This window comes from Hyphomonas sp. J20-32 (assembly GCF_055808555.1).
Window position 1 is genome coordinate 809,785 of record NZ_CM147873.1, and the last position, 25,605, is coordinate 835,389.

At 61.7% G+C, this 25,605-nt stretch carries 30 protein-coding genes; 24 read left to right on the plus strand and 6 right to left on the minus strand.

The window, feature by feature from the left end; genetic code table 11:
- Window positions 1–762 carry a glycosyltransferase family 2 protein gene (locus tag AC0L7I_RS03905; protein ID WP_473398231.1) on the minus strand — a complete coding sequence of 254 codons (762 nt, stop codon included), beginning with the start codon at window positions 760–762 and terminating at the stop codon, window positions 1–3.
- Window positions 763–976: 214 nt separating this feature from the next.
- On the opposite strand from AC0L7I_RS03905, the gene AC0L7I_RS03910 reads away from it, so the two are divergent.
- On the plus strand, window positions 977–1,591 hold the full coding sequence (locus AC0L7I_RS03910; RefSeq protein WP_473398232.1) for a hypothetical protein: 615 nt from the start codon (window positions 977–979) through the stop codon (window positions 1,589–1,591).
- Window positions 1,592–1,663: 72 nt separating this feature from the next.
- The gene (locus tag AC0L7I_RS03915) at window positions 1,664–2,488 is read left to right on the plus strand and encodes a hypothetical protein (RefSeq protein ID WP_473398233.1); all 825 of its coding nucleotides are present in this window, start codon (window positions 1,664–1,666) and stop codon (window positions 2,486–2,488) included.
- On the opposite strand, the gene AC0L7I_RS03920 is transcribed toward AC0L7I_RS03915, so the two are convergent.
- Window positions 2,412–4,181, minus strand: coding sequence for an N-acyl-D-amino-acid deacylase family protein (locus tag AC0L7I_RS03920; RefSeq protein WP_473398234.1), 1,770 nt, complete (start codon window positions 4,179–4,181; stop codon window positions 2,412–2,414). The two genes, AC0L7I_RS03915 and AC0L7I_RS03920, sit on opposite strands and share 77 nt — an antisense overlap.
- A 241-nt stretch (window positions 4,182–4,422) precedes the next feature.
- Between AC0L7I_RS03920 and AC0L7I_RS03925 the strand changes: the two genes are divergently transcribed.
- On the plus strand, window positions 4,423–5,181 hold the full coding sequence (locus tag AC0L7I_RS03925) for a GGDEF domain-containing protein (protein ID WP_473398235.1): 759 nt from the start codon (window positions 4,423–4,425) through the stop codon (window positions 5,179–5,181).
- Here the strand turns inward: AC0L7I_RS03925 and AC0L7I_RS03930 are convergent.
- Window positions 5,178–5,672: a hypothetical protein gene (locus AC0L7I_RS03930; protein WP_473398236.1), complete on the minus strand. Its 495-nt coding sequence runs from the start codon at window positions 5,670–5,672 to the stop codon at window positions 5,178–5,180. The two genes, AC0L7I_RS03925 and AC0L7I_RS03930, sit on opposite strands and share 4 nt — an antisense overlap.
- Window positions 5,673–5,768: 96 nt before the next feature.
- Here AC0L7I_RS03930 and trmD point away from each other — a divergent pair, with 96 nt between their 5' ends.
- From trmD to AC0L7I_RS03985, 11 genes are all read left to right on the plus strand, one after another.
- A complete protein-coding gene (gene trmD, locus AC0L7I_RS03935) occupies window positions 5,769–6,494 on the plus strand; it encodes a tRNA (guanosine(37)-N1)-methyltransferase TrmD (protein WP_473398237.1) in 726 nt (241 codons plus the stop codon).
- Entirely contained in the window at window positions 6,481–7,068 is a 588-nt protein-coding gene (gene rplS, locus AC0L7I_RS03940) for a 50S ribosomal protein L19 (RefSeq protein ID WP_473398238.1), read from the plus strand. The genes trmD and rplS overlap by 14 nt, the downstream gene beginning before the upstream one ends.
- A 210-nt stretch (window positions 7,069–7,278) precedes the next feature.
- On the plus strand, window positions 7,279–8,676 hold the full coding sequence (gene leuC / locus AC0L7I_RS03945) for a 3-isopropylmalate dehydratase large subunit (protein ID WP_473398239.1): 1,398 nt from the start codon (window positions 7,279–7,281) through the stop codon (window positions 8,674–8,676).
- A gap of 147 nt (window positions 8,677–8,823) precedes the next feature.
- Window positions 8,824–9,459, plus strand: a complete 636-nt coding sequence (locus AC0L7I_RS03950; protein ID WP_473398240.1) for a glutathione S-transferase family protein — start codon at window positions 8,824–8,826, stop codon at window positions 9,457–9,459.
- Complete coding sequence (locus AC0L7I_RS03955; protein WP_473398241.1) at window positions 9,456–10,304, plus strand: VOC family protein; 849 nt, start codon at window positions 9,456–9,458, stop codon at window positions 10,302–10,304. The genes AC0L7I_RS03950 and AC0L7I_RS03955 overlap by 4 nt, the downstream gene beginning before the upstream one ends.
- 9 nt (window positions 10,305–10,313) lie before the next feature.
- Window positions 10,314–10,943 carry a 3-isopropylmalate dehydratase small subunit gene (gene leuD / locus AC0L7I_RS03960; RefSeq protein ID WP_473398242.1) on the plus strand — a complete coding sequence of 210 codons (630 nt, stop codon included), beginning with the start codon at window positions 10,314–10,316 and terminating at the stop codon, window positions 10,941–10,943.
- Between the two features lie 28 nt (window positions 10,944–10,971).
- A complete protein-coding gene (locus AC0L7I_RS03965; protein WP_473398243.1) occupies window positions 10,972–11,151 on the plus strand; it encodes a hypothetical protein in 180 nt (59 codons plus the stop codon).
- The gene (locus tag AC0L7I_RS03970) at window positions 11,148–11,444 is read left to right on the plus strand and encodes a putative quinol monooxygenase (protein WP_473398244.1); all 297 of its coding nucleotides are present in this window, start codon (window positions 11,148–11,150) and stop codon (window positions 11,442–11,444) included. Before AC0L7I_RS03965 ends, AC0L7I_RS03970 begins: the two co-directional genes overlap by 4 nt.
- Before the next feature lie 98 nt (window positions 11,445–11,542).
- Complete coding sequence (locus tag AC0L7I_RS03975) at window positions 11,543–11,896, plus strand: hypothetical protein (RefSeq protein WP_473398245.1); 354 nt, start codon at window positions 11,543–11,545, stop codon at window positions 11,894–11,896.
- Window positions 11,897–12,032: 136 nt separating this feature from the next.
- Window positions 12,033–13,091, plus strand: coding sequence for a 3-isopropylmalate dehydrogenase (gene leuB / locus AC0L7I_RS03980; RefSeq protein WP_473398246.1), 1,059 nt, complete (start codon window positions 12,033–12,035; stop codon window positions 13,089–13,091).
- Window positions 13,092–13,163: 72 nt separating this feature from the next.
- Window positions 13,164–14,354, plus strand: a complete 1,191-nt coding sequence (locus AC0L7I_RS03985) for an amidohydrolase family protein (RefSeq protein ID WP_473398247.1) — start codon at window positions 13,164–13,166, stop codon at window positions 14,352–14,354.
- Here AC0L7I_RS03985 and AC0L7I_RS03990 read toward each other — a convergent pair.
- A complete protein-coding gene (locus AC0L7I_RS03990) occupies window positions 14,351–14,722 on the minus strand; it encodes a nuclear transport factor 2 family protein (protein WP_473398248.1) in 372 nt (123 codons plus the stop codon). The genes AC0L7I_RS03985 and AC0L7I_RS03990 overlap by 4 nt on opposite strands.
- A 129-nt stretch (window positions 14,723–14,851) precedes the next feature.
- Between AC0L7I_RS03990 and AC0L7I_RS03995 the strand changes: the two genes are divergently transcribed.
- Window positions 14,852–15,895: an aspartate-semialdehyde dehydrogenase gene (locus tag AC0L7I_RS03995; RefSeq protein WP_473398249.1), complete on the plus strand. Its 1,044-nt coding sequence runs from the start codon at window positions 14,852–14,854 to the stop codon at window positions 15,893–15,895.
- Between the two features lie 102 nt (window positions 15,896–15,997).
- Entirely contained in the window at window positions 15,998–16,912 is a 915-nt protein-coding gene (rarD, locus tag AC0L7I_RS04000) for an EamA family transporter RarD (protein ID WP_473398250.1), read from the plus strand.
- A 104-nt stretch (window positions 16,913–17,016) separates the two neighbouring features.
- Here the strand turns inward: rarD and AC0L7I_RS04005 are convergent, their stop codons facing one another.
- Both AC0L7I_RS04005 and AC0L7I_RS04010 read right to left on the minus strand, forming a co-directional pair.
- Complete coding sequence (locus AC0L7I_RS04005) at window positions 17,017–17,637, minus strand: LysE family translocator (protein ID WP_473398251.1); 621 nt, start codon at window positions 17,635–17,637, stop codon at window positions 17,017–17,019.
- Window position 17,638: 1 nt separating this feature from the next.
- A complete protein-coding gene (locus AC0L7I_RS04010; RefSeq protein WP_473398252.1) occupies window positions 17,639–18,781 on the minus strand; it encodes a serine hydrolase domain-containing protein in 1,143 nt (380 codons plus the stop codon).
- A 66-nt stretch (window positions 18,782–18,847) separates the two neighbouring features.
- On the opposite strand from AC0L7I_RS04010, the gene AC0L7I_RS04015 reads away from it, so the two are divergent.
- The 8 genes from AC0L7I_RS04015 to ftsY all read left to right on the plus strand — a co-directional run bounded on the left by AC0L7I_RS04015 (window position 18,848) and on the right by ftsY (window position 25,605).
- Window positions 18,848–19,735, plus strand: coding sequence for an HpcH/HpaI aldolase/citrate lyase family protein (locus tag AC0L7I_RS04015; RefSeq protein ID WP_473398253.1), 888 nt, complete (start codon window positions 18,848–18,850; stop codon window positions 19,733–19,735).
- Window positions 19,736–19,748: 13 nt separating this feature from the next.
- Window positions 19,749–20,096 carry an ArsC/Spx/MgsR family protein gene (locus AC0L7I_RS04020; protein WP_473398254.1) on the plus strand — a complete coding sequence of 116 codons (348 nt, stop codon included), beginning with the start codon at window positions 19,749–19,751 and terminating at the stop codon, window positions 20,094–20,096.
- Between the two features lie 82 nt (window positions 20,097–20,178).
- A complete protein-coding gene (locus tag AC0L7I_RS04025) occupies window positions 20,179–20,460 on the plus strand; it encodes a hypothetical protein (protein WP_473398255.1) in 282 nt (93 codons plus the stop codon).
- Between the two features lie 44 nt (window positions 20,461–20,504).
- A complete protein-coding gene (locus tag AC0L7I_RS04030) occupies window positions 20,505–21,554 on the plus strand; it encodes a MaoC family dehydratase (RefSeq protein WP_473398256.1) in 1,050 nt (349 codons plus the stop codon).
- A 46-nt stretch (window positions 21,555–21,600) separates the two neighbouring features.
- On the plus strand, window positions 21,601–22,017 hold the full coding sequence (locus AC0L7I_RS04035) for a hypothetical protein (protein WP_473398257.1): 417 nt from the start codon (window positions 21,601–21,603) through the stop codon (window positions 22,015–22,017).
- Window positions 22,018–22,069: 52 nt separating this feature from the next.
- Window positions 22,070–22,879: a diaminopimelate epimerase gene (dapF, locus tag AC0L7I_RS04040; RefSeq protein ID WP_473398258.1), complete on the plus strand. Its 810-nt coding sequence runs from the start codon at window positions 22,070–22,072 to the stop codon at window positions 22,877–22,879.
- A gap of 66 nt (window positions 22,880–22,945) precedes the next feature.
- Window positions 22,946–24,220, plus strand: coding sequence for a tRNA (N(6)-L-threonylcarbamoyladenosine(37)-C(2))-methylthiotransferase MtaB (gene mtaB, locus AC0L7I_RS04045; protein WP_473398259.1), 1,275 nt, complete (start codon window positions 22,946–22,948; stop codon window positions 24,218–24,220).
- Window positions 24,217–25,605, plus strand: a complete 1,389-nt coding sequence (gene ftsY, locus AC0L7I_RS04050; RefSeq protein ID WP_473398260.1) for a signal recognition particle-docking protein FtsY — start codon at window positions 24,217–24,219, stop codon at window positions 25,603–25,605. Before mtaB ends, ftsY begins: the two co-directional genes overlap by 4 nt.

Sequence of the window (25,605 nt, forward strand, 5' to 3'; positions counted from 1 at the left end):
CTACCGCGCGCCGCGACCGGCGCGCGGGTCGTTCCATTCTGCCGCGATGCCGTAGCCGCCGCGCCGGGTTAGCCAGAACATGCCGATCAGGTCGAATATGCCAGCACCGAGGCGGCCAAGGAATCCATATTTCGAGACGCCGGCCATGCGCTCGCGATCATTGACCAGCTCCTCGCGCACATCCCAGCCCGCCCGTTTGACCAGGGCCGGCAGGAAGCGGTGCATGGAAGCAAAAAAAGGCAGGTCGCGGAAAGCCGAGGTCCGGATCAGTTTCCAGCCGCAGCCAGTGTCGGTCGCGTTGTCCTGCAGCACGAAACGGCGCACGCCGTTGGCGACCCGGGACTGCAGCCATTTGAAGCCGGAATCATTGCGGCTGTTGCGCTTTCCGGCGATGATGCCGAGCCGGGGCGGGGCGCCGGGTGCGATGATGTCTGCCCACAGGCGCGCGGTATCGTGCGGATCATTTTGACCGTCGCCGTCGAGCAGCTGAATCCATTGTCCGCGTGCAGATTTGAGGCCGGTGAACAGGGCGGCTGACTTGCCGCGCCGGGCGACATGATTGAGAACGACAACCGTGTGCGGGTGCCTGGCCTGCGCCTCAGCCAGCTCAGCGCTGGTCGCATCGGCTGAACAGTCATTGACGCAGATAATCTCGAAAGCGATGCCGGACAGGGCCGAGTGCACCTCGTCGATCACAGGGTGCACGTTTCCTTCCTCGTTGAAAAACGGAATCAGGACAGAAAGCGCTGGAGACTTCACCATGCATCTTCCCGTATAGAACATGTTTGCCCAGCGCAATTTCCGTGCTCAGAAAGCACGGATAAAAGCCCGTAAGAAGCACGCAAAAACCCCGGTGGGGTTTCCCGAATGCCCGAACCGAATAGCGACAGTCGGCCGGCTCAGGATGTCGCGAGGCCCAGCCCGGCGACATCGGGGAAAACTTGCCAGCTTCCGGGGAAGGGGGCATCCAAGATGGATGTTAGCCTCAATCGAAAAAATCCGCGAAAAAATCCATGCGCTCGAACTCGAGATGGATGCTGAAATAGCCAAGCAACGCGCCGGCCTGCGATTTGGCCTTGAGCGGGGCCGGGTCAGGTTCGAAGAGGAGGTCAAACGTCGCCACCGACAATTGCGCACACATCTCGCGCGATACGTTTTCAGCGCCCGTCCGCTCGTTTGGCTCACTTCGCCCGTTATCTACTCGATGATCATTCCGTTCGTCGTGGTCGATCTCTGGGTGTCGATCTACCAGGCGGTTTGCTTCCGTGTTTACCGGATCCCGCAGGTGAAGCGACATCGCTACATGGTGTTTGACCGCAGTGGGCTGGCCTATCTGAACGCGATGGAGAAGCTGAACTGCGCCTACTGTTCATATGTGAACGGCGTGATCGCCTATGCGCGAGAGGTCGGTTCCCGCACGGAGCAATACTGGTGCCCCATCAAGCAGGCCCGGCGTGTCATCGAAGCGCACGCCCGCTATGCCGGCTTCGAGGAATACGGTGACGGCGAGCATTACCACGACAGGCTGAAAGTCCTGCAGGCCGAGGTCCGGGCAGCAGAGGATCCTGCCGACCCGGCTGACGACGATTGAGACACGCAGGGTGCGGTATGGTGACGATGTGATTTTCGACCCATTTTGCGATCTGTCAGACGAGGAAGCGTAATGCATTACACGGAAGTGAAAATTAGCTTGGGCGAAATTCGCGCGCTGCCCGTTGAACTTCAAAAATCATACTTGACTATAGGTCAAACGGTTAATGACCTGAACGCGTTGTTCAAAATGGTGGTTCGGGCAACGCCAAACGCGAACGACGACGAGGTTGTTTCCATTTCGCGAATGATGTTGTCGCTACTGTTTATACGTTTGGCGAGCGGGCGTTTGTACGAAGCCTCAAAGGTTGTGATCAAGACTTTGAATCGAGTCGACAAAGAGTTTTCCTATACGTCCAGAATGAGCTCGGAGGAACAAACTGACTGGAAAGAGTTCAAGAGATATTTTTCGAGAAGCAATGTTATCGAAAAGATTCGAAACAAATGGGCGTTTCACTCCGACACAGACGCGATGTTCGAGTCGTTGAGTACGTTCAGCGACGATACCATGCTTCTAGATTTTCATTTTGAGAAAGTTGGAAATGTGATCTTCGGTACGGCGGAAGCCGCTCAGCTCACGGCGCTTTGCCACATAATGGGCGTAGAAGACCCCGTGATAGCTTACTATGCAATCTCAGATGAAATTATCACGCAAACCAAGAAAATAACCAACGTTTGTTGGGCCTTCATGCTGTTGTTTTATCAGGACAACTTCCCAGAAAAATTCTTGAACAACGAGCCCCTAAAACTCGAAATCAGCCTCGAGCACATAAAAACTCCGTTGAATTTTTTTATGAGATGTGAAATAGTCAGAAGTCGGCTTATTCCGCAGCGACCAGTTCGTCCGTATCCGCAAATGAATTTGAACGCACGAGCCGTCCCGGGCGGGCGCCGGTGAATTCGTCTTTCTCACGGGTCACGACACCGGCGACGATGGTATAGTCATAGCCTTCCGCCGACTGAAGGAAGCGGGTTCCGCCTGCGGGCAGGTCAGCCACCAGTCGTGGTTCGCGCAACTTCAGGTTCTCGTAGTCGATCACGTTGATATCGGCGCGCAGGCCCACTTTCAGCTGGCCCCGGTCCGGGAAGCCGAACAGTTCGGCCGGGTCGGCGGTCAGCTTCCTGACCACATTCGGCAGGTCGAGATGCGGGCCGCGCGTGCGGTCGCGGGTCCAATGCGTGAGCATCCAGGTGGGCGTCGACGCATCGCAGATGAGATTGCAGTGCGCGCCGCCATCGGCGAGACCGAGCACGGCTGCCGGGTGTGTCAGCATTTCATGCAGCGCGTCGCCATTGCCGTGGGCATAACCGAGGAATGGCTGCATCAACAGGGCATGGCCGTCACGTTCCAGAAGGGCGTCGTAGTAGACATCGACCGGATCCCTGCCGGAGGCCTTTGCGATGCCGCCGATCGATTTTTCCGGGCCGGGCTCATAGTCGACCGGGTCTCCCAAAAGGAAGGTTCGGTCGAGATTGTCATGCAGATGGGCCGCGAGGGGTTCTTCGATGCGGAGGGTTTCCAGCATCGTGTTGCTTTCGGCGATCAATGCCGCGCGCAGGGCCGCATCGCGCATTGCCCTCGCAATCGTCTCGACTGGCTGGCCGACAAGTGACGCGAAGCTCGGGCATTCCTTGAAGCGATGCGTGCCCGAGAGACCGAGCAGCACGCCGAAGGGACGCCCGGCAACCTGCGGCACGACCCGGTCGCCGCGCGCCTGCGCCTCGACGCAAAGCTGCATCAGGCGCTTCCAGTCGTCCGGCTGGACATCGTTCTGCAGCATCAGCCAGGTCACGGGCCGGTTGATCTCGGCCGAGAGTCGGCAGATCCAGTCCATTTCCTTGTCCGGGGCGACAAGGTCTTCACCGGCAAGGCCAGCCGGCGCGACCTCGAAAATGCCGCGGCCCGTTTCGCCCATGGCGAGGCCGATGGCGAAAAGCTCCTCTTCAGCCGCGAAAGTGCCGGGTACCGGCTCGCCGTCCATCGCGCGGTGGGCAATCGTGCGGCTGGTGGAAAAACCGAAAGCGCCTGCTTCAATGGCTTCCCCGACAAGCTCTGCCATCTGGGCGATGTCGCCTGCGCTGGCCGGTTCGTTTTTCGCGCCACGCGTTCCCATGACATAGGTGCGCAAGGGCGCGTGTGCGATCATGGCGCCAACATCGGCGGTGAAGCGGCGCTTTGCGAGCGCGTCGAGATAATCGGGGAAGCTTTCCCAGTCCCAAGTAATGCCTTCGCTGAGCGCGGCACCGGGAATATCCTCGACACCCTCCATGAGTTCGATCAGCATCTGGTGCTGGTCCTTGTGGGCGGGCGCGAAGCCGACACCGCAATTTCCCATGACCAGCGTGGTGACACCATGCGGTGTGGACGGCGCGAGTTCCTCGTCCCAGGTTGCCTGGCCGTCATAATGGGTGTGGATATCGACAAAGCCGGGGGTCACGAGGCGGCCGGTCGCGTCGATCTCGCGGTCGCCGGTCTCGGTGACAGTCCCAATGGCGGTGATATGGCCCTTGTCGATGGCGATGTCGCCCATAAAGGCGGGAGATCCCGTACCGTCCAGAATGGTGCCATTTCGGATGACCAGCTCGACCATAATGCGTTTCCTCGGGTTTTTTGTTTTGGCAATATTAGCACACGGCACGGCTGGCCAGTAGCCTTGCCTTGGGGGCAGGGCGGGGATGGACGCCCCGGAACACGGGGCGTTCCGAGCGGAAACCGGGACCGGGGCGACAAGATTTCCAATTGGTAAACAGGCATCGGCCAAATGGTGCCCCGCAGTTTGGCTGATCTTTGTCCAATTGCGTTAAAGAAGGGCAGCTCAGTAGGGGGGCAGGATGCCGATCTCAAATAAATCGCGTGATATTTTTGAATCACTGACGTTCTTTTCATTCGTCGCGATCACAGCACTTTGCCTGTCATTCACGTTCTCGATGGTGGTCTACCAACTTGGCCTGCCGGCGAACCCCAAGATATTCGTCCTGACGAATTTGGTGGTCTCGGCCTGCGTGGCGATCCCGACAGCCGTAATTGCGTCGCAACACGAATACCGGTTACGAACCTACAAGCGGCGTCTTGAAGCCCTGGCAGCGACCGACCCGCTGACGGGTCTCTACAATCGGCGCTTCTTCAAGAATGCGATGGACGAGGAACTCAGCCGGATGCGCCGGACGCGCCAGACAGCCGGTCTTGTCATTTTCGACCTGGATCATTTCAAGCGGGTCAATGACCGCTTTGGTCACAAAACCGGCGACATCGTTCTTCAGGAAGTGGCCGAAAGCGCATTTGCGGAACTGCGCGGCCCATTCGACAGGCTCGGACGCTGGGGCGGCGAGGAATTCGTCATCTTGCTGAGCGATGTCACGCTGGAACAGGCCGAATCCGTATGTGAGCGCATTCGTGCGCGGATCGAGCGCCTCACCGTTGAGCACAGGGGATTCGAGATTTCCGTCACGGCGAGTTTCGGCACATGCCTGCTCGCGCACGGCTCCAATGCCGACATTGCGCTCGAAACTGCGGACGCTGCCCTCTTCGAATCCAAGAATTCAGGGCGCAACAAGGTATCGTCGCGCCGCGCCCTGGAACTCGTCGCCTAGTCCTGGCCCATTGCCGCCATGGCCTGGGCCACATCGAGTTCGGCAGACAGCTTGTCGACATATCGCGCAAAGCTGCGCGCATAAAGTGTCCGGCTCTCGGCCCACCATTCACGAATGCCGGGATTGCTGAGCGATTCCCGGAGCCGTGCTTCAGAGCCTTCCCAGAGTTCGTCTTCGAACACGCCGAAACGGCGATGCGTGTGCAGCACTTCGAAGTGCCGGAAGGATATGCTGAGAAAATTCGAGACACGCAGGAATTCGGCCGTGGTCCAGCTTTCCCGGCCCTTCTCTCGTGTGATCAGCTCGGCCAGGTCCGCGCTCTCGGCGATGCGCCCGAGATTGGACGACAAGAGCTGGGCGGACGTTTGCGCCGCCGCCATGCGTGTGAGATGCGCATTCTGGCGCAGTTGCAGGCCGATAAAAACCAGGGTCAGCACCACGGCGCACGAGGCCATGATATTGGCAATGGTGGCAATCGTATCCAGTGTCATGCGGGTCCCCCGGTCTTTCCGACCATCAAGCGCCGGGCCGAAGCGGACGTCAACGGCGCGGGTGACGGCGTCCCGCGTCTGGGTTAGATGCGCTGCATGTTCAGTACGACTCTCATAACGCTTGTTCCCGAAGCCTTTCCCGGGCCGCTCGGCGTGTCCATCCTGGAGCGGGCGCGCGAGAAGGGCCTGTGGAGCCTTGAAACCGTGGATCTTCGCACCTTTGGTGTCGGCAAGCATCGCAATGTCGACGATACGCCGGCTGGCGGCGGCGCCGGCATGGTGATCCGGCCGGATGTGGCGGCGGCTGCTATCGACAGCGTGCCGCGTGACGGGCGCCCCCTCGTTTACCTGTCGCCGCGCGGCAAGCCCTTCAATCAGCAAAAGGCGCGCGATTGGGCGGCGGGGCCGGGCCTCGTCTTCTTCTGCGGCCGCTTCGAGGGGCTGGATGAGCGCGTCATCGAGGGGCGCGCCATGGAAGAAGTCTCGCTGGGTGACTTCGTACTGGCAGGCGGGGAAGTGGCGGCGATGGCTTTCATCGAGGCCGTGGTACGCCTTCTGCCCGGCGTGGCGGGAAACGAAGCCTCGCTGGCGGACGAATCCTTCGAACATGGCCTGCTGGAACACGCCCAATATACAATGCCCAGAGAGTGGGAGGGCCGCCCCACGCCGGAGGTTCTCCTGTCTGGCGATCACAAGCGGATAGAAGAATGGCGCAAGAACAGCGCAAAGACGTTGACAAAGCAGCGCCGCCCCGATTTATACGCCGCTTACTCCAAGACCCCCGAATTCCAACCGCCGGAGACTGGCGATGAACATGATTGAACAGCTTGAGGCGGAAGAACGCGTCCGTGTCCTCGGCGACAAGAAAATTCCTGCATTCTCGCCCGGCGATACGCTGGCCGTGAACGTGAAGATCAAAGAAGGCGACCGCGAGCGCGTCCAGCGTTTCGAAGGCGTCTGCATCGCCCGTTCGGGCGGCAGCCTGAGCGAGAGCTTCACGGTTCGCAAGATTTCCTTCGGTGAAGGCGTCGAGCGGGTGTTCCCGCTGGTCTCTCCGCTGATCGAGTCGATCGAAGTGAAGCGCAAGGGCCGCGTGCGCCGCGCGAAACTCTACTACCTGCGTGATCGTCGCGGTAAATCGGCCCGTATCGCCGAGCGCACGACCGGCCACGGTATCGAGGCTGTTGAGATCGCTGTCTCGAAGACCGAGCGCCGCCGCCAGAAGGACGCCGAAAAGCTGGCCCGCAAGGAAGCGGCAGCCGCTGACCGCGAAGCCGCCGCGAAGGCCAAGCTTGAGGCCGAAAAGGCCGCTGCCAAGGCCGCTGAAGCCGAAGCCAAGGCCGCTGCTGAAGCTGCCGCTGCTGCCGAAGCACCAGAGGCTGCGCCTGAAGAATAGGCGCTTTCAGCCCAACCAGATCAAAGACGCCCTTGCCTCCCGGCAGGGGCGTTTTTCGTTCAGCCATGATTGACCGGCTTGAGTCGGGCCTCGCGGATCACCAGTTCAGCGCCGAGTCTGCGGCAGCGTGATGCAGACGCGCCTGTGCGGGCTTCCATCGCCCGCATCTGTCGCTAATGTGCGCCGCAACAGCGAGGAAGAGCAGTTCGAATGGCCGGCAAGACACTTTATGACAAGATCTGGGATGCGCATGTCGTCCACACCGATGCAGCCTCTGGCGAGAGCCTGCTCTATATCGACCTGCACCTGATCCATGAAGTGACGACCCCGCAGGCTTTTGACGGGTTGAAGGCAGCTGGCCGCAAGGTGCGCCGCCCCGGCCTGACGCTGGCCGTGGCCGATCACAATACGCCGACGGAGAACCAGGCGGCCGGCATGGCGGGCGTGACCGACCCGGAAGCGCGTAACCAGCTGGAAACGCTGACCCGCAATGTCGCCGAGTACGGGATCGAATACTTCCCAATGGGCGATATCCGAAATGGCATCGTCCATGTTGTGGGCCCCGAACAGGGCCGCACCCAGCCCGGCATGACCATCGTCTGCGGCGACAGTCATACCTCGACCCATGGCGCCTTCGGGGCGCTGGCGCACGGTATTGGCACGTCGGAGGTCGAGCACGTGTTGGCCACGCAGACTTTGCGTGCACGCAAGATGGACAATATGGCAGTGGAAGTTTCCGGTCGCTTGCAGGAAGGCGTGACCGCCAAGGACCTCGCGCTGCACATCATTGGCCTGATCGGCACAGCCGGGGGCACCGGCCATGTCATAGAATATCGCGGCGAGGCCGTTCAGGCCCTGTCGATGGAAGGTCGCATGACCCTGTGCAACCTGGCGATCGAAGGCGGCGCACGGGCGGGCCTGATCGCGCCGGATGAAAAGACGCTGGCCTATATGAAAGGCCGCCCGGCCAGCCCGAAGGCTGGCGCATGGGAGGTCGCCGAGACCTATTGGAAGACATTGTTATCAGACGATGATGCGGCCTGGGATCGGATCATCCGCATCGATGGCGGCGCAGTCGAACCGACGATCACCTGGGGCACCAGCCCGGAACAGGCGATCCCGCTGTCCGGCAAGACACCTGTGCCGGACGAGATTGCCGACCCGGTGAAGCGCGCTGCGGCCGAGAGGGCGCTGGACTACATGGGCCTAGAACCCGGTGTGCCGATTGCAGGGACGCCTGTCCAGCGCGTGTTCATCGGCTCGTGCACAAACAGCCGGATCGAAGACCTGCGCGCCGCCGCGGCGATTGCCAAGGGCAAGCACGTGGCCGACGGGGTGCGGGCGATGGTTGTGCCGGGATCGGGACTGGTGCGGGCGCAGGCCGAAGAGGAGGGCCTTGATATCGTCCTGATGGAAGCGGGCTTTGAGTGGCGCGAGCCGGGCTGTTCCATGTGCCTCGGCATGAACCCGGACATCCTGGCGCCGGGCGAGCGCTGCGCGTCGACCTCGAACCGGAATTTCGAAGGCCGGCAGGGCCGCGGCGGACGGACCCACCTGATGAGCCCGGCGCTCGCTGCCCGCGCGGCGATCACTGGCGTGATTGGGTAAGTTCGGCGCCGGTAGGTGGCCATTTTTGTCAACTCGGGCCGCATCCCGACCGCTTGACCGGACGGCAATCGATCAAATCCCGATTTCCCGATTTCAAAGCGGTCGTGTCTCGCGCATATAGAGGTCAATCAAGCGAGGAAACGCGACATGACACGCTACACACTGCACGGTATTTTTGCCTCCGGTCCGACCTACAAGGTGGGCCTGATGCTGCACCTGACAGGCACGGCTTTTGACTATGAGCATGTCGACCTGCGTTCGGGCGCACACAAGGCGGACGCCTTCCTGGCCAAGAACCGTTATGGACAGGTGCCGGTCCTGGACGACCATGAGAAAGACATTTGCCTTTGCCAGTCATCCGTCATTCTCGACTACCTGGCCGACGAAACGGGCCGGTTTGGCGGCAAGGACCGCGCCGAGCGCCTGCGCGCACGTGAATGGCAACTCTGGGGCGCCGGGCAGCTGACGACGGGCATCTATCGCACGCGGGCACTGAAGCTTGGATTCTTCGAGTTTCCGGAACAGGTTGCGGAGGCGCATTTCAACGCAGCCAATGGCGCGCTGAAGGAGCTCAACGGCCTGCTCGAGGGGCGCGACTGGCTGGTCGGCGCCGGGGCAACGATTGCCGATCTCGATATTTACGGCATCGCAGCCTACGCGCCGCAAGCCCAGGTGGATCTTGGCAATTATGCCCATCTGCGCCGCTGGATGGCGAAAGTGGAGGCCCTGCCTGGTTTTCGGAACGTCGATACCGCTCTGCCGAAGGAAAGCGTCAAGGCGTGATTTCAGGACTCGACCATATCGTGCTCGTCTGCCCGGAGATTGCTTCCGGAACGGCGGTCTATTCGGCGCTGCTCGGGAGGGGGCCCGACTGGCAGTCGGTTTCGGAAGAGGGCGCGGCGACGGCCATCTTCAGGGTTAACAATACCGCCCTGGAGCTGATGGCTCCGCACGGCGATGGCCCGCTTGCCGAGCGGCTGGGAGAAATCATCACCGACGACGGTCCAGGCCTCAAAAGCCTTGCCTTCGCAACGGGCGATATCGAACATGCACACCACCGGTTGACCCGGCGCGGACTGAAGCCGCACGAGATCATGCCCGGCGAGAGCCGGAGCGAAATCAGCGGCAACTCGCGTACCTGGCGCCGGTTCCGGTGTGCCGACGACGAAACCGGCGGTATCAGGACATTCGTCATCGAGCATGTGACCGGGGCATTGGCGCTGGCGGATGCGCCGGACGGTGCGGTCGCCGGTCTTGATCATATCGTCATCAATACGCCGAACCCCGACAGGGCGGCAGCGCTGTATGGCGCGCGGCTCGGCCTCGATCTCGCGCTCGACCGGACGGCGCCGGAATGGAAGACGCGCTTCCTGTTCTTCCGGACGGGGGGGCTGACCTTTGAAGTGATCAACCGCCTCGGCGAAGACCATGATGCGGGCGGCAACGACTCAATTTTTGGCCTGACCTGGGCGGTCCACGACCTTGAGGCGGCGCATGAGCGCCTGCTGGAAGCCGGGTTCAACGTGTCGGAGACGCGCAAGGGCCGCAAACCTGGCAGCCGTGTCTTCACCGTCCGCGATGGCACATTGAATGTGCCGACCCTGTTCATTTCCCATGACCCGATTTAGAATGACCCCATGAAAGCTTTCCGCACCCTCACAGGAACCGCCGCGCCCCTCATGGAGAAGGGCAAGCCGATGTCGAATGTCGACACCGACATGATCATCCCGAAACAGTTCCTGAAGACGACAACCCGCACCGGCCTTTCAAAGGGCCTGTTCCACGAGTTGAAAACCAGGGCCGATGGCTCGGAAAACCCCGATTTCGTGCTCAACAAGCCGCAATATGCCAAGGCGAGCATCCTGATCGTCGGCGAAAATTTCGGATGCGGCTCGTCGCGTGAGCACGCGCCGTGGGCATTGCTCGACCAGGGCATCACTTGTGTCATCGCGCCGAGCTTTGCCGATATCTTCCACAATAATTGCTACAAGAACGGCATTCTTCCCGTCCGCCTGCCGGTGGATGTGTGTGTGCAGCTCGCGGAGCAGGCTGGCGGTGCAAACCATGTATTCACCGTCGACCTGGAATCCCAAACGGTCACGACGCCGGATGGCGCCCAGCACCATTTCGATGTCGATCCGGGCCGCAAGTCGAACCTGCTGGAAGGCCTCGACGAGATCGGTGCCTCGCTCACATCGGCAAACGAGATCAGTGAATTCGAAACCAAACGGCGCCTGATGACGCCGTGGCTGGAGCCGGCAAACTGAACCGATCGCCCGACAGGAGGGACACGGCATGTCACGATGGAAGTTCGCGCTCGCTGCGATGGTGGCTTTGCCCCTGTTGGGTGCCTGTCACGGGGATATCTTCAGCACAAAACCTGAAACGAACGCGACCGTGCCGAAAAAGGCGCCCGAAGCAGAACCGGCGCGGGAGGCAGAACCGGTCGATGACGCCGAGGCGCCCGCGCAATGATCGTGATCGAAGGCACCGTGCGCATTCCGCCTGACAGGCTGGAAGAGGCGCGACCCGTCATGGAACAGATGATCCGGGCCAGCCGCGCCGAAGCGGGATGTCTCGACTATGCCTATAGTGTGGACGTGCTGGACCCGGGCCTGATCCGGGTGTCGGAGCGCTGGCAGGACCGCGATGCGCTGGCAGCGCATTTCAAGACGGCGCACATGGCGACATGGCGATCCTTTTTTCCGCACCTTGGCATTTCGGACCGGTCGCTGCGCCTCTATGAGGCAGAGCCCGAGCCAATCTGAGCAATCAGCCTGCGTCGGGGCAGGATTCTTCAGGGACAGGTTGCCTGTTATTCGAGGCGCTCGTATGAAACTCGCAAGGAAATTGAAGGAACCAGAAAATGAAACGCCGAATTATTCTCGCATTTGCGCCCCTTCTTGTGGCCGCCGTGGCGGCGTGTCAAAGCGCGCCCGCGTCGACGGAAGCGGCAACATTGACAGTCCCTGCGCCAGCCGTCGCTGAGACCGAGGTCGCTGACGCTGCTCCGGAATCAACGGAAAGCGTTGAAGTCGCATCGACGGATGCTGACGTGATTTGCCGCTCGCTTAAAGTTACCGGCACACGGTTCGCCAAGCGCGAATGCAAGACGGCGGCCGCCTGGAAGCAGTTCGATGCATACACAAGCCAGAACGCGAGAGAATCAACGGACAAGATTCAACGCGTCGGTACAGGCAGTGCGGTCAACGCTAACTGAGGGCAATTGCAGATGGCTGTTCTGCCCCGGCCTTGAGAACCGGCCAGGCCGGGGCATTCTGTCAATTGCACGCTGTGCCTCCGGACGTTAGAGCCATCCGGAAGCCGTGCATTGGCCGAATGAGAAAGAAAAGAACATGACATCGCAAACTGTCCTGCTGCTGCCTGGCGACGGCATTGGCCCCGAAGTGATGGCGCAGGCGCGCCGTGTGGCGGAAGTTCTCGTACCCGATCTAAAATTCGAGACAGGCCTCGTGGGCGGCGCGTCGTTCGACCTGCATGGGACGCCTCTCACCGAAGATACGCTAGAGAAGGCGCGTCACGCCGATGCGGTGCTGTTGGGTGCGGTCGGCGGGCCGAAATGGACAGACGTTGCGCGGGACAAGCGTCCGGAAGCCGGCCTTCTCGCGCTGCGCAAGGGGCTCGACGTGTTTGCAAACCTGCGCCCGGCCTATTGCTTTCCGGCATTGGTCGATGCCTCCAGCCTGAAGCGCGAGATCATCGAGGGCCTTGACCTGATGATCGTGCGGGAGCTGACTGGTGACGTCTATTTCGGCCAGCCGCGCGGCATCGACATTGACGATGAAGGCTATCGCCGGGGTTATGACACCGCGGTCTACACGCATCCGGAGATCGAGCGTGTCACCCGCGTTGCGTTCGATATTGCGCGCGGACGCAAGGGGCGCGTGTGCTCGGTCGAAAAATCGAACGTCATGGAATCCGGCCTGTTCTGGCGCCAGGAAGTGACGCTCGCCCATGCCGAGTTCGGCGGTGGTATCGACCTGATCCACATGTATGCGGATGCATGCGCCATGGAACTGGTGCGCGCGCCGAAGCAATTCGACGTTATCCTAGCAGGCAACCTGTTTGGCGATATCCTGTCGGATGAAGCGTCAATGCTGACGGGCTCGATCGGCATGCTGCCGTCGGCTTCGCTCGGCGGACCCGGTGTGCCCGGCCTTTATGAGCCCGTTCATGGATCGGCGCCGGATATTGCCGGCCAGGGCATTGCCAATCCGTGTGCAATGATCCTGTCGCTGGAAATGGCCCTGCGCTGGTCGCTGGACCGGGAAAAAGCCGCTGACGCGCTGTTTGCTGCCGTCGGCAAGGCGCTCGACAAGGGTGCGCGGACGAAAGACCTTGGCGGCGATCTCAGCACGTCAGGCATGGCCGACCTGATCATCGCCGCGCTCTGAGTTTTCCTCGCGCGATTGTCGCGCCCTTGTGCCTGTGACATCTTCCTCCAAAAAATAAACGGAGGAAACGAAATGACATATGCAGGCAGCCGCTTTGTGCACGATGCCGACAGCCACCTGATGGAGTCGAGCGATTGTCTCGATCCTTATTTCGAGAAAAAACTGCTCGCACGCTATCATGATCTTCCGGTCTACAAGTCGAAGAAGTCCTTCGACGATTTCGTGAACGGCAAGCTCGGTGCGCATGACGATCCGGCCTTCCGCGCGGGCGTGGCCGAGAACATCCTCCTTCGCAAGAATTACGAGGCGCATGGTGCCTTCCGGGCTGCTGACCGGCCTGAAGTGCTCGACCTGCTAGGCTTTGCCAGCCAGCTTGTGTTCACGACGTTCTGCCTCGGCAATTTCGGGCTCGACCAGGGCGACGATATGGAGCTGTGCTATGCTGCAGCCGAGGCCCACAACCGGATGATGGTGGACTTCTGTTCTATCGACAGGCGCCTTCTGGCCACGGCCTATGTGCCGATGGAAGATGTCGACCGGTCCATTGCCACGGCGCGCAACGCCATCAAGATGGGCGCCAAGGCGCTGATGGTTCCGTCCACGTGTCCGCAAAAGCATGCGCCGAGCCATATCGGCCTCGACCCGGTCTGGGCCATGGCCGAGGAAGCGGGCCTGCCGATCCTGTTCCATGTCGGCGGCGAGGACAAGCTGAACCCCGTCTACAAGGAGAATGGCCTGCCGCCCGTGCCGGATTTCCACGGCGGAGACGACAATTTCACTTCCGTCAGCTACATGCCAATCCCGAATGCGGCGATGCAGACTCTGGCAACGATGATTTTCGACGGCGTGCTCGATCGTTTCCCTTCGTTGAAATTCGGCGCCATCGAGCTTGGCGCTTCGTGGGTGCCGGGATGGATGCGGTCGATGGATTCGGCAGCCCATGCCTTCATGCGTAACGAGACGCGGCTGCAAGCGCTATCGGCTCGCCCGTCAGAGATCGTGCGGCGTCAATTCCGCGCCGCGCCCTATCCCCATGAAGATGCCGGCTGGATCATCGCCAATGCGGGCGAGGAGATCTGCATGTTCTCGTCGGATTACCCGCATGTCGAAGGCGGACGAAATCCGCTGAAGCGGTTTGACGAGAGCCTGAAAGGCGCGTCCACGCGGGCCGTCGAAGCGTTCTATTCCGGCAATTTCATCGATTTGATGGGGGAAGGCCTGGCCCCGGACCTGCGCCGCGAGAGCTTCCAGCAAGCCGGTTAGCTGTAATCCGCAATCCGGCAGAGCAGGTTTCCGCGAAATTCGAAGAAGCTGGCACCGCGGATTTTCACGGTCTCGCCGGCCCGGATACCGTTCGGCAGGTCGACAGCGGCCTTGCCCTCGAATTCGATTTCGGCGGCTGCCTTGCCAGCGCCGGTCACGACATTGACCAGCCGCTGGCGGCGATAGGAGAAGGCGTTTCCCGAGAGTTCTGCCACCTGGCGCATCATGTCCTTGCCGTCGAGGCGCATTGACTGGCCGGAGTTCGAAATATTCTCGAACACGACGTCGTCGGTCACGCAATCGATCATGCCGTCAATGTCGCGGGCATTATAGCTGGCGATGTAGCGGGCAATCACTTCATCAAGCACGGACAGGTCTCCCAGGGCTCAGGACAGGCTTTGGTGGTGCCCCACACATAACACGATGGCAACAGGCTTTGCACATGGCGCAAGAATGCGTCATAAGCCTGCGGTTTACAGCACGGAGCTTTACATATCATGGCCACGCGGATTGCAGTTGTCGGTGCAACAGGAAATGTCGGACGAGAATTGTTCAACATTCTCGACGAGCGCCTGTTTCCCGCAGACGAAGTCTTTGCGGTCGCGTCCCGGCGTTCGATCGGCAAGGAAGTGAGCTATGGCGACAAGACGCTGAAATGCCACGACCTGGAGAGCTTTGATTTTTCACGCGTGGACCTGGTCCTGATGTCGGCGGGCGGCACGGTGTCGAAGCAATGGGCACCCAAGATTGCGGCTGCCGGTGCGATCGTGATCGACAATTCCTCGGCCTGGCGCATGGACAAGGACGTGCCGCTGATCGTGCCGGAAGTGAATGCCGATGCCGTGATGGGCTATTCCAAGAAGAACATCATCGCCAATCCGAACTGCTCAACGGCGCAGCTCGTTGTGGCCCTCAAACCGATCCATGACGCCGTGGGCATCACGCGGGTCGTCGTTGCGACCTACCAGTCCGTGTCCGGCGCGGGCAAGGACGGCATGGACGAGCTGTGGAACCAGACCAAGGGCATCTTCGTCAATGACGAGCCGACGCCGCAGGTTTTCCAGAAGGAAATCGCCTTCAACGTGATCCCGCAGATCGACGTGTTCATGGACGACGGCTTCACAAAGGAAGAATGGAAGATGCGCGAGGAGACGAAGAAAATCCTCGATCCCGCAATTGAACTGGTCGCTACCTGCGTGCGCGTGCCGGTTTTTGTCGGCCATTCCGAAGCCGTCCATATTGAAATGGCTGGCCCGATGAGCGCTGCGGAAGCCAAGAAGCTCCTGCGTGAGAGCCCCGGCATCATGCTGGTCGACGATCCGAAGGAAGAGCTCTACATCACGCCGAAGGAATGTGTCGGCGACTGGGCGACCTTCATCAGCCGCGTGCGCAAGGACCCGACCGTCGAGAACGGCCTCGCCTTCTGGTGCGTCTCGGACAATTTGCGCAAGGGCGCGGCCCTCAATGCCGTTCAGATCGCCGAGGAGCTGCTGAACCGCGGCGTGATCAAGCCGGAAAAGCAGGCCGTCACGACAGGCTGAGGCGGTGCCGCGTCACCGCGCGGCCCGTCTGCAGGAAACCTAACCCATGCTTGAGCAAGATATGGGTGGCGGGAACGTTCGGCTGCGCTTACATCGCGGCATATGAACGCCCCGTCCGCCCTTCGCCTCGGATTTCCCGCCGCCCTTGGCGCCTATGTCATCTGGGGCTCGCTGCCGCTCTACATCCGGGCGATGAAGCATATCGGTGCGGTCGAGTTTCTCGCACACCGTATCCTGTGGTCGGTGCCGACGGCGATCCTGCTGATCGCGCTGGCTGCGAACTGGCGCGATATCCGTTCCGCGTTCAGGTGGCATAACCTGAAATGGCTGGCCCTGTCGGGCCTGCTCATCGGGGGTAACTGGCTGATCTATATCTGGGCGGTGAACCAGGGGCGTACGATGGAGGCCTCGCTCGGCTACTACATCAATCCTCTGGTCAATGTCCTGTTCGGCATGCTGATCTTTTCCGAACGCTTGCGCCCGGCCCAATGGGTGGCCGTGGCAGTTGCGGCAATCGGTGTCGGGGTGATGACAGTCGCGTTCGGGCACGTGCCTTGGGTGGCGCTTGGATTGTGCTTTTCGTTCGCGTTCTATTCGGTGATCCGCAAGAAAGTCGCCATCGATAGCCGGGCCGGATTCCTGGTCGAAGTGGTGGTGTTGACCCCGTTGGCGCTGGCCTGGTTCAACTGGTTCCTGCAGCAGCCGGACGGCCGCCTGATGGGAACCGGCGGCTGGGACATTCCCCTGCTCATGATCGCCGGTCCGATCACCGCCACGCCGCTCATCCTGTTCGGGCTGGCGGCCAAGCGCCTGAAACTCTCCACCGTCGGCATGATGCAATATATCGGGCCGACCCTGCAGTTCCTGATTGCGACACTGGTTTTTCACGAAGCCTTCGGCTGGACGCACGCGATTGCGTTCGGCTGCATCTGGGCCGCGCTGGCTATCTACACGACGGATAGTGTGCTGGGTGAAGCCAAGGCGCGGCGCCTCGCTCGGACGGCCCGTCCGGCCTGAAGGCAAAAAAGCCCTGCCGGCCAGGGGGCGCGACAGGGCAGGATTGCATGTTGAGGGACCAATGGGTCCGAACTGGCTGGTGCAATGCCCGTGCCAGAAACCGGTCAGCCAGACCGGCCCGTCGACATGCCGATCCAGACCGCGATAGCGACCAGTACAAGCGCGAATACTATTCTGGCCGGCAGGGATGTGCGCCAGCGTTCAAAAACAGCACCAAGATGAGCGCCCATGAGCACGATGGATACATGCACCAGAATGGCCACGGCGAGGTGAATGAGGCCCAGAATGACAATCTGGACCCAGAGTGCGCCGGACGCAGGATCGGCAAACTGTCCCACAATGACGAGATAGAATACGAGCGCTTTCGGGTTCAGGAGGTTTGCCACCAGGCCCCGGCGGAAGCCTTCGTGCCCGTCACCTCGCAAGGCTGAGGCTGAGCCTGTGTCGGCAAATGCCTCCCAGGCGAGGTAGAGCATGAAGGCGACGCCTGCCCAGCGCAGCGATTCATAGAGAACGGGGGATTCAGACAGCAAGGCCGACAGGCCCGTTGCCGCCGCAACCAGCTGGACCAGCAGGCCGAGCGTCACGCCCGCGACCGCCATCATGCCCGCCCGCCGCCCAGATTTGGCCGACAGGGCGGCAAGCCAGCCCATATTGGGGCCGGGGGTCAGCTCGACTGCCGCCATGGCGATGAGGAATGCCAGCCAATCGACATGACCTAGCATCTCAGAGGCACCCGTAGACGGCGCTCACCAAATGGACAGCGCGCGGATCGCCCACCAGCACATTGGACTGCTTGTTCATGACATAGGCGCATGTCAGGCGCCGGTCCGGATCGGCAATCGCCATCGACCCGCCCCAGCCGCAATGGCCGACTGTGGCGGGGTTGGGCCCGAACAGGCCATGCGTGTTGCGCATGATACCGGCGCCGAAACTGGTCGACATGTTGAGCACGAGGTCCGGGCCATCAACCCGGGGCCGTACGAGGTCTTCAAACGTGCCTGCGGGCATCAGCGCCTTGCCGGAGACGGCACCGCCATGGGCATACCCATCGTAGAGAGTGGCGATACTCGCCGCCGTGCCATGGCCATTGGCCGAAGGAATCTCGATTTCCCGCCATATCGCGCCGCCACGATTGGGCGACGACCATTTGGTGCCGAACGCGGCGCGCTTCGGTTCAGTCATTTCGCCAAGTTCGGGCAAGGCGGTAGGCCGGCGAATGTCGGCGCAGCGTGCATGTTCGCTGGCAGGCAGGCCGATATGGAAGTCGATTCCGTTCGGGCCGCAGACCGTTTCGCGCAACCATGTGCCTAGTGTCTTGCCGCCGAGGCGGCGGGCGAGTTCACCAACGAAATAGCCCCATGTAAGCGGATGGTAGCCATGGGCGCTGCCGGGCGGCCAGAGTGGGGAGAGCTCGGCAATGGCTGCCGCGCAGGCTGGCGGATCGAGCCAGAGGTCGGGATCAATCTGGTTGACGAATCCGGGCAGGCCGGCCTGATGGCTGACCAGTTCGCCGATGGTGACGGCTTCTTTGCCATTGGCGGCGAATTCCGGCCAGATCTCGGCGACCCGTGTTTCGTATCCCGCGTCGAGGTCGGCCACGAGCGCGGCGAGGACGAGCGCGGAAATGCCCTTGGTTGTCGAATAGACCGGCACCAGCGTCTGCGCATCCCATGCCCTGGTCTTCTGCCGGTCGGCCCAGCCGCCCTTCAGGTCGACGATGAGTTCCCCGTCCTGCAACACGGCGAAGCCGGCGCCGAGTTCGCCATCGTCGGCGAAATTCTCCGCGAACGCATCGCGGACGGGCTCGAAACCTTTCGCGACGGACCCTGAAACCGGAAAGTCTGGCATGGCGTTCCCTTTGGTCATCTTGATCTTTTTGAACAATGAGGCCACCCCTTCCCCAATCGCAAGTCAACCGTCAAGGACCGCCCCATGTCAGCCCAAGCCCATCGCCCGCGCCGCTCCTGCCTCTACATGCCGGGTGCCAATGCCCGGGCGCTCGAAAAGGCAAAAGGCCTGTCGGCCGACACGCTGATTTTCGATCTCGAAGATGCCGTTGCCCCCGACGCCAAGGCGGAAGCGCGAGCAGCCATCCAGAGCGCCGTTGCGGTCGGCGGCTACGATCCGCGTGAAATCGTCGTGCGCATCAACGGCCTGGACACGGAATGGGGCGCTGAAGATCTGAAAATGGCGGTCAAAGCCGGCGCAGACGCCATTCTCGCGCCGAAGGTCGTCTCGGGTGCTGACATTGACCGCCTCGATGCCGCGCTCTCGGCTGCGGGTGCTCCGGCCGATTTTGGCTTGTGGGTCATGATCGAGATGCCGCTTGCCATCCTCAATATCCAGGACATAGCCGAGGCGGCCCATCGCACCCGCCTCGAAGCCTTCGTGATGGGCACGAATGATCTTGCCAAGGAATACCGCGCCCGTCCAACGCCGGACAGGATCGCGTTCCAGACGGCGCTCGGCCTCAGCATGGCGGCGGCCCGGGCCTATGGCCTCGTCGCCATCGACGGCGTGTTCAACGATATCAAGGATGAAGACGGCCTGATGGACGAATGCGAACAAGGCCGCACGCTCGGCTTTGACGGCAAGACGCTGATCCACCCGTCCCAGCTCGATTCGGCCAACCGGATCTTCGCACCGAGCCCGCACGATGTGGAGCAGGCGAAAGCCGTGATCGAGGCGTTCGCCGATCCAGAAAATGCCGGCAAGGGTGTCCTCAAGGTCAATGGCAAGATGACCGAGCTGCTTCACCTTGATGAAGCTCGCCGCACCGTCGCCATGGACAAAGCGATCAAAGCGTTCGAAGCCGCCTGAAACGGAGACCGCCATGACCTATACGCTTCTTCACAATCCTGGATGCAGCACCTCGCGCAAGGGGCTGGAATTGTTGCATGAGAGCGGCATCCAGCCACGGGTGCGCAAATACATGACCGTGTCCGAGCAGCTCAGCCTCGAAGAACTCGTCGACCTTGCCGCGAAACTCGGGGGCGTCTCGCCCCGCGACTTCCTGCGCCAGAAGAATGCCGCCGATGCGGGGCTGCCGGAGACGGCAAGCGACGCTGAAGTCTTCGCGGCCATGGCCGAGAACCCGAAACTGATCCAGCGCCCGATAGGCATCAAGGGCAAGAAAGCCGTCCTGGGGCGGCCGATCGAACGCTTGCTCGACCTGACCTGATACGAAAATCGCTGCGAAAACGTTCCCAACAGGCCCGATTCGATCAAATTTCATCGATTCCGGCGACTTAAAATCAGCCTTGGTGCGCGATAGTGCGAACATGATGCTGATCCTGTTCGCCCTCGCCGCCCTTCTGATCGCCTTTTCCGGCTTCTGCATGTTTGGCCTGCCTTACATGCTGATGGGGCCGCGGGCCGTCGACCAGTTCATCGAACGCACCGACCAGCAGGTCATGGCCGCCTGCCTCGTGGCTGCGGCGATTTCGCTCGTTCTGCTGCCTTTTTCCGGTTCCGGCTTGATTTCGAACGGCAGCCACGTGCAGGTGTTCGCCGAAACCCTGACCGGCTTCATCGGGCGCGGCTGATACCTGGACGCGTCTGTTGAGGCCTCTTACTTGCGAGGCGGCACATGGCGAACGTACAGAAATCGAAACCCGGGAACTATTTCGAGGATTTCCGTGTCGGCATGGACATCGTCCATGCGACGCCCCAGACGCTGACTGAAGGCGATATCGCCCTCTATCGCGCCATGACCGGCAATCGTTTCGCCCAATATTCCTCGGCCGAGTTTGCCAAGGCTGCGGGCCTGCCGGGCCTCTCCATCGATCCGCTGCACGCCTTCCATGTCGTGTTCGGCAAGTCCGTGCCGGATATTTCACTGAATGCCGTGGCCAATCTAGGCTATGCCGACGGGCGTTTTTTCCTGCCGGTCATGCCGGGTGATACGCTGAACACCGTATCCAAGGTGATCGGCATCAAGGAGAATTCCAACGGCAAGACCGGCGTTGTCTGGGTGCGCACGACCGGGTTCAACCAGCGCGGCGAGACAGTCATGTCCTTCGTGCGCTGGGTGATGGTCAACAAGTTCGAGATGGACAATCCTTCTCCAGAGCCTGTCCTGCCAGACTTGCCTGCAGCTGTGCCCGCCAGCGAATTGTCAGGCTATCCCGACATGAAAACCTGGGACATGAATCTGGCAGGCAGCCCCCATACGTTCAATGATTATGCGGTGGGCGAAAAGATCAACCATGTCGACGGCATGACCGTGGAAGAAGCCGAACACCAGATCGCCACCCGCCTCTACCAGAATACGGCAAAAGTGCATTTCGATGCCCATGGCCAGAAGGACAGCCGCTTCGGCAAGCGCCTTATCTATGGCGGTGTGGTCATCTCGATCGCCCGCGCGCTCGCCTTCAACGGCCTCGCCAATGCAGGCCAGATGCTGGCCATCAATGCCGGCAGCCATGTCAGCCCGCTGTTTGCCGGTGACACGATCTATGCCTGGAGCGAAGTGCTGGACAAGGCCGAGCTCACGGACACGTGCGGCGCGCTTCGCCTTCGCCTTGTCGCCGTGAAGGACCAGGATCCCGGCGCCTTCGCCTACAAGGACGCTGCCGGAAAATATGCCAGCGGCGTCCTGCTCGACTTCGATTATTGGGCGGCTATCCCAAAGCGTTGACCGCTCTGCGCTTCCGTCCAGACGCGGCATGCCTATATAGTCCGGCATGAGCGGATATGGCCCCTTTGACGGTTTCACGATTGCGGCCATGGCGCTGGCGGTAATCCTGTCTGCACTGGTCAGCCTGATCGGCACATCGGCGCGCAGGCGCACGATCTCGATCGGGGAAGCCCGGGCCGAGGACCTGGCCGAAATGACCGGCATTCTCGACCCGAAACACCTGATGGCGGAGTTCGGCCCGCCGGACATGGGCCGGGTCTGGCGCAGCGTCACCCTGCATGACGTGCGCCGGGCCCGCCAGCCACAGGGCTGGCTGATGTCGAGCGATCTCGTCGACTATGCCTGCATAGCGACCGCGATCCTGTCGCTGATTGTTTCCCACCCGCTTGTGTATGGCGCATTGCTGTTTGTCCTGTGTGTCCAGGTCGGCGGCTGGGTGGTCGCCAGCCGGCTCCCGAAATAGCGATTTGAATCGCCCGGTTTGACGCCGGCAAAAAACGGAATACACAACCGCGATGAGAGTCTGGAAGATGAATGGTGCCGGCAACGCGTTTGCCGTGTTTGATGCCCGCTCGACGCCCTTCGCGCCGACCGCCGATCAGGTGCGCCAGATCGCGGCTGACCTGCAGGCCGACCAGGTGATTGCGCTCGAGCGCGATGCCACCAAGGACGTGTTCATGCGCATCTGGAATTCCGATGGCGGCGAAGTGGCGGCTTGCGGGAATGGCGCCCGTGCGGTGGCCTACCTGATACTGGAAGAAACCGGCAAGCCGATGGTCACGATCCAGACCGAAGCCGACATGCTGAAAGGATACAAGGCCATCGGGGGTCTTGTTAGGGTCGACATGGGCTCGCCCCTGATGGGCTGGGAAGACATTCCGCTGGCCGAGAAGATGGATGTCCGCGGCGTCGACCTGAAAATCGGTCCGATTGACAATCCGATCCTGTCGCGCCCGGCGGTCGTCTCGATGGGCAATCCCCATGCCGTCTTCTTTGTGAAGGATGTCGACGCCTACAACATTCCAAAACTCGGCCCGCTGGTCGAATGGCACCCGCTATTTCCCGAAGGTACGAATGTCGGTTTCGCGCAGGTCCTCGACCGCGACAATATCCGGCTGCGAGTCTGGGAACGCGGCGCCGGGCTGACCAAGGCCTGTGGCACAGGCGCGTGCGCCGCCTTGGTTTGCGCCGCCCGTGCCGGGCTGACGGAACGCACGGCGAAGCTGATTCTGGATGGCGGGGAACTGATCATCGACTGGCGCGAGAGCGACGACCATGTCTACATGACCGGCCCTGTCGAGCTGGAATTCGAGACCGTGATCTGACTCCCGACTGGCCCCGGCGACTTGATTCCCGGCCCAGACAGCGCGATGTGTCCGGTGAAACCCGCGATGACTGACACGCCAACCCCTTCCAGCCCGACGCTGATCACGCTCGGATGCCGCCTGAACACCTATGAATCGGAGGTGATGCGCAGTCATGCGTCCGAGGCGGGCCTGAGCGACGCTGTCATCATCAATACGTGCGCGGTGACGTCCGAGGCCGTCCGCTCAGCCCGTCAGGCGATCCGCCGCGCAGCGAAAGACAATCCGGGTGCTCCGATCCTCGTGACCGGCTGCGCCGCCCAGATCGACCCGTCCATGTTCGCCGCCATGCCGGAAGTCACCCGCGTCATCGGCAATCATGAGAAGATGCAGGCCGAGACATGGCAACCGGGCACGTTGCTCACCGGCCATGAGAAGGTGCGCGTTAACGACATCATGGCCGTGCGGGAAACCGCCGCCCACCTGATCGACGGCATGGAGGGCCGGGCACGCGCCTATGTGCAGGTCCAGAACGGTTGCGACCATCGCTGCACGTTCTGCATCATCCCTTATGGCCGCGGCAATTCCCGCTCCGTGCCGGCTGGCGAAGTCGTGTCGCAGGTGCGCCGCCTCGTCGAAACCGGGCATCATGAAGTCGTGCTCACCGGCGTGGACCTGACCAGCTGGGGCGCTGACCTGCCCGGCGCGCCACAGCTGGGCAATCTGGTGCAGCGCATCCTGAAACTCGTGCCGGAGCTCGCCCAGCTGCGCATTTCATCCATCGACGCCATCGAGATCGATGATGCGCTGGTCGAGGCGCTCTCGGACACCCGCCTTGCCCCCTACATGCACCTCTCACTGCAACATGGTGACGACCTGATCCTCAAACGCATGAAGCGCCGCCATTCGCGCGATCAGGCGATTGCCCTGACACGGCGCCTGCGTGATGCCCGCCCGGACATGGCCTTTGGCGCAGACCTGATCGCCGGTTTCCCGACCGAAACTGAAGCGCATTTCGAGAATTCCCTGCGGCTCGTCGAAGAGTGCGGCATCAGTTTCCTTCACGCTTTCCCCTACAGCCCGCGTCCGGGCACCCCGGCGGCCCGCATGCCGCAGCTGGACAAGGCCACGATCAAGGCCCGCGCTGCCCGCTTGCGCGCAGCCGGTGACACCGCGCTCGTGGCCCATCTGGCCCGCCATGTCGGCCATGAAGCCGATGCCCTCGTGGAACGCGATGCCTCCGCCCGGTTGCCTGACTTCACGCCAATACAGCTGGAAGGCACTTTGCCGCCTGCTGGACGCCTCGCGCGTACCCATATAACCGGGCACAACGGTACGCATCTGATTGGGACTTTGGCATGATCCTGTGGTTCGGGAAAAAACAGAAACAGGACGAGGCAAAGGCAGCCGGTGCGGCAATGGCCGAACCCGAACTGTCGGCGGACGAGATGTCCGCTCGCGACGCCGAAATCGCCGCCAAAGAAGCTGAAAAAGCCGAAATTGAGCGTGTAGTCGCCGAAGCTAACAGGGCCTGGGAAGAACGCCAGGCGCGTGAAGCCGCCGAAGCCGAGACCGAAGCCGCTCGCCTCGAAGACGAGGCGCGAAAGGCTGAAGCCGCGCGCGCCGACGCCCTTGCCCGGGCTGACGAAGCCGAAGCAAAACGTCTCGAGGCCGAAGCGGAAGCTGCGCGCATCGCCGGCGAAGAGCGCGAGGCGGCGCGCGCCAAGGCTGCTGCCGAACTGAAACTGCTGGAAGACCGCCGCGAAGCCGCCCGCCTGCGCGAGGAACGCGAGGCCGCCGCCCGTGCGGCGCTCGAAGCTGAGGCGAATGACCCCGGATTCGTTGCGAAGCTTGGCTCGGGTCTTGCGCGTTCGTCGTCGCGCCTTGGCTCCGGCCTGGCCGCCTTCAACAAGCGCAAGCTGGATGACGAAACGCTCGAAGACCTTGAAGACCTGTTGATCACGTCTGATCTCGGCGCCTCTGTGGCCCGGCGCGTGACGAAAAACCTGTCGAAAGAGCGTTTCGACAAGGAAATCACCGAAAATGAGGTGAAACAGGCCCTCGCGACCGAAATTGAGGCCGTTCTGGCGCCGCATGAGCAGATCGTCGACTTTTCAGACGGCCCCCGCCCCCGCGTCGTCCTGTTCGTCGGCGTGAACGGCTCGGGCAAGACGACCACAATCGGCAAGATTGCCTCGAAGCTGAAGGATCAGGGCGCGAAAGCCTTGTTGGTCGCCGGAGATACGTTCCGCGCCGCGGCGATCGAACAGCTCACAGTGTGGGGAGACCGGGCCGGCATTCCGGTCATGTCCAAACCCACGGGCGCCGATGCCGCCGGTCTCGTCTATGAAGCCATCGAGCGCGCGAAAGCCGAAGACCTGGATCTCGTCCTCGTCGACACGGCCGGGCGCCTCCAGAACAAGGCTGAATTGATGGCTGAACTGGAAAAAGTGGTCCGCGTCACCCGCAAACTGGACCCCGAAGCGCCGCACGACGTGATCCTCGTGCTCGATGCCACAGTCGGCCAGAATGCGTTGAGCCAGGTCGAGGCGTTCCGCCATACGGCAGGCGTGACCGGCATCGTGATGACCAAGCTCGACGGCACGGCCAAGGGCGGCGTTCTCGTCACCATCGCCGAAGCGCACGACCTGCCGATTCATTTCATCGGTGTCGGCGAAGGCGCCGACGACCTGCGCCCGTTCAGCGCCCACGCCTTTTCGCAGGCGCTGGTCGGGGCGATCGACTAG

Bases quoted from the DNA above. Each gene is read 5' to 3' on its own strand.
- AC0L7I_RS03905 (WP_473398231.1), bottom strand. From the start codon at position 762: ATGGTGAAGTCTCCAGCGCTTTCTGTCCTGATTCCGTTTTTCAACGAG.
- AC0L7I_RS03910 (WP_473398232.1), top strand. From the start codon at position 977: ATGTTAGCCTCAATCGAAAAAATCCGCGAAAAAATCCATGCGCTCGAA.
- AC0L7I_RS03915 (WP_473398233.1), top strand. From the start codon at position 1,664: ATGCATTACACGGAAGTGAAAATTAGCTTGGGCGAAATTCGCGCGCTG.
- AC0L7I_RS03920 (WP_473398234.1), bottom strand. From the start codon at position 4,181: ATGGTCGAGCTGGTCATCCGAAATGGCACCATTCTGGACGGTACGGGA.
- AC0L7I_RS03925 (WP_473398235.1), top strand. From the start codon at position 4,423: ATGCCGATCTCAAATAAATCGCGTGATATTTTTGAATCACTGACGTTC.
- AC0L7I_RS03930 (WP_473398236.1), bottom strand. From the start codon at position 5,672: ATGACACTGGATACGATTGCCACCATTGCCAATATCATGGCCTCGTGC.
- trmD (WP_473398237.1), top strand. From the start codon at position 5,769: ATGTTCAGTACGACTCTCATAACGCTTGTTCCCGAAGCCTTTCCCGGG.
- rplS (WP_473398238.1), top strand. From the start codon at position 6,481: ATGAACATGATTGAACAGCTTGAGGCGGAAGAACGCGTCCGTGTCCTC.
- leuC (WP_473398239.1), top strand. From the start codon at position 7,279: ATGGCCGGCAAGACACTTTATGACAAGATCTGGGATGCGCATGTCGTC.
- AC0L7I_RS03950 (WP_473398240.1), top strand. From the start codon at position 8,824: ATGACACGCTACACACTGCACGGTATTTTTGCCTCCGGTCCGACCTAC.
- leuD (WP_473398242.1), top strand. From the start codon at position 10,314: ATGAAAGCTTTCCGCACCCTCACAGGAACCGCCGCGCCCCTCATGGAG.
- AC0L7I_RS03965 (WP_473398243.1), top strand. From the start codon at position 10,972: ATGTCACGATGGAAGTTCGCGCTCGCTGCGATGGTGGCTTTGCCCCTG.
- AC0L7I_RS03970 (WP_473398244.1), top strand. From the start codon at position 11,148: ATGATCGTGATCGAAGGCACCGTGCGCATTCCGCCTGACAGGCTGGAA.
- AC0L7I_RS03975 (WP_473398245.1), top strand. From the start codon at position 11,543: ATGAAACGCCGAATTATTCTCGCATTTGCGCCCCTTCTTGTGGCCGCC.
- leuB (WP_473398246.1), top strand. From the start codon at position 12,033: ATGACATCGCAAACTGTCCTGCTGCTGCCTGGCGACGGCATTGGCCCC.
- AC0L7I_RS03985 (WP_473398247.1), top strand. From the start codon at position 13,164: ATGACATATGCAGGCAGCCGCTTTGTGCACGATGCCGACAGCCACCTG.
- AC0L7I_RS03995 (WP_473398249.1), top strand. From the start codon at position 14,852: ATGGCCACGCGGATTGCAGTTGTCGGTGCAACAGGAAATGTCGGACGA.
- rarD (WP_473398250.1), top strand. From the start codon at position 15,998: ATGAACGCCCCGTCCGCCCTTCGCCTCGGATTTCCCGCCGCCCTTGGC.
- AC0L7I_RS04005 (WP_473398251.1), bottom strand. From the start codon at position 17,637: ATGCTAGGTCATGTCGATTGGCTGGCATTCCTCATCGCCATGGCGGCA.
- AC0L7I_RS04010 (WP_473398252.1), bottom strand. From the start codon at position 18,781: ATGACCAAAGGGAACGCCATGCCAGACTTTCCGGTTTCAGGGTCCGTC.
- AC0L7I_RS04015 (WP_473398253.1), top strand. From the start codon at position 18,848: ATGTCAGCCCAAGCCCATCGCCCGCGCCGCTCCTGCCTCTACATGCCG.
- AC0L7I_RS04020 (WP_473398254.1), top strand. From the start codon at position 19,749: ATGACCTATACGCTTCTTCACAATCCTGGATGCAGCACCTCGCGCAAG.
- AC0L7I_RS04030 (WP_473398256.1), top strand. From the start codon at position 20,505: ATGGCGAACGTACAGAAATCGAAACCCGGGAACTATTTCGAGGATTTC.
- AC0L7I_RS04035 (WP_473398257.1), top strand. From the start codon at position 21,601: ATGAGCGGATATGGCCCCTTTGACGGTTTCACGATTGCGGCCATGGCG.
- dapF (WP_473398258.1), top strand. From the start codon at position 22,070: ATGAGAGTCTGGAAGATGAATGGTGCCGGCAACGCGTTTGCCGTGTTT.
- mtaB (WP_473398259.1), top strand. From the start codon at position 22,946: ATGACTGACACGCCAACCCCTTCCAGCCCGACGCTGATCACGCTCGGA.
- ftsY (WP_473398260.1), top strand. From the start codon at position 24,217: ATGATCCTGTGGTTCGGGAAAAAACAGAAACAGGACGAGGCAAAGGCA.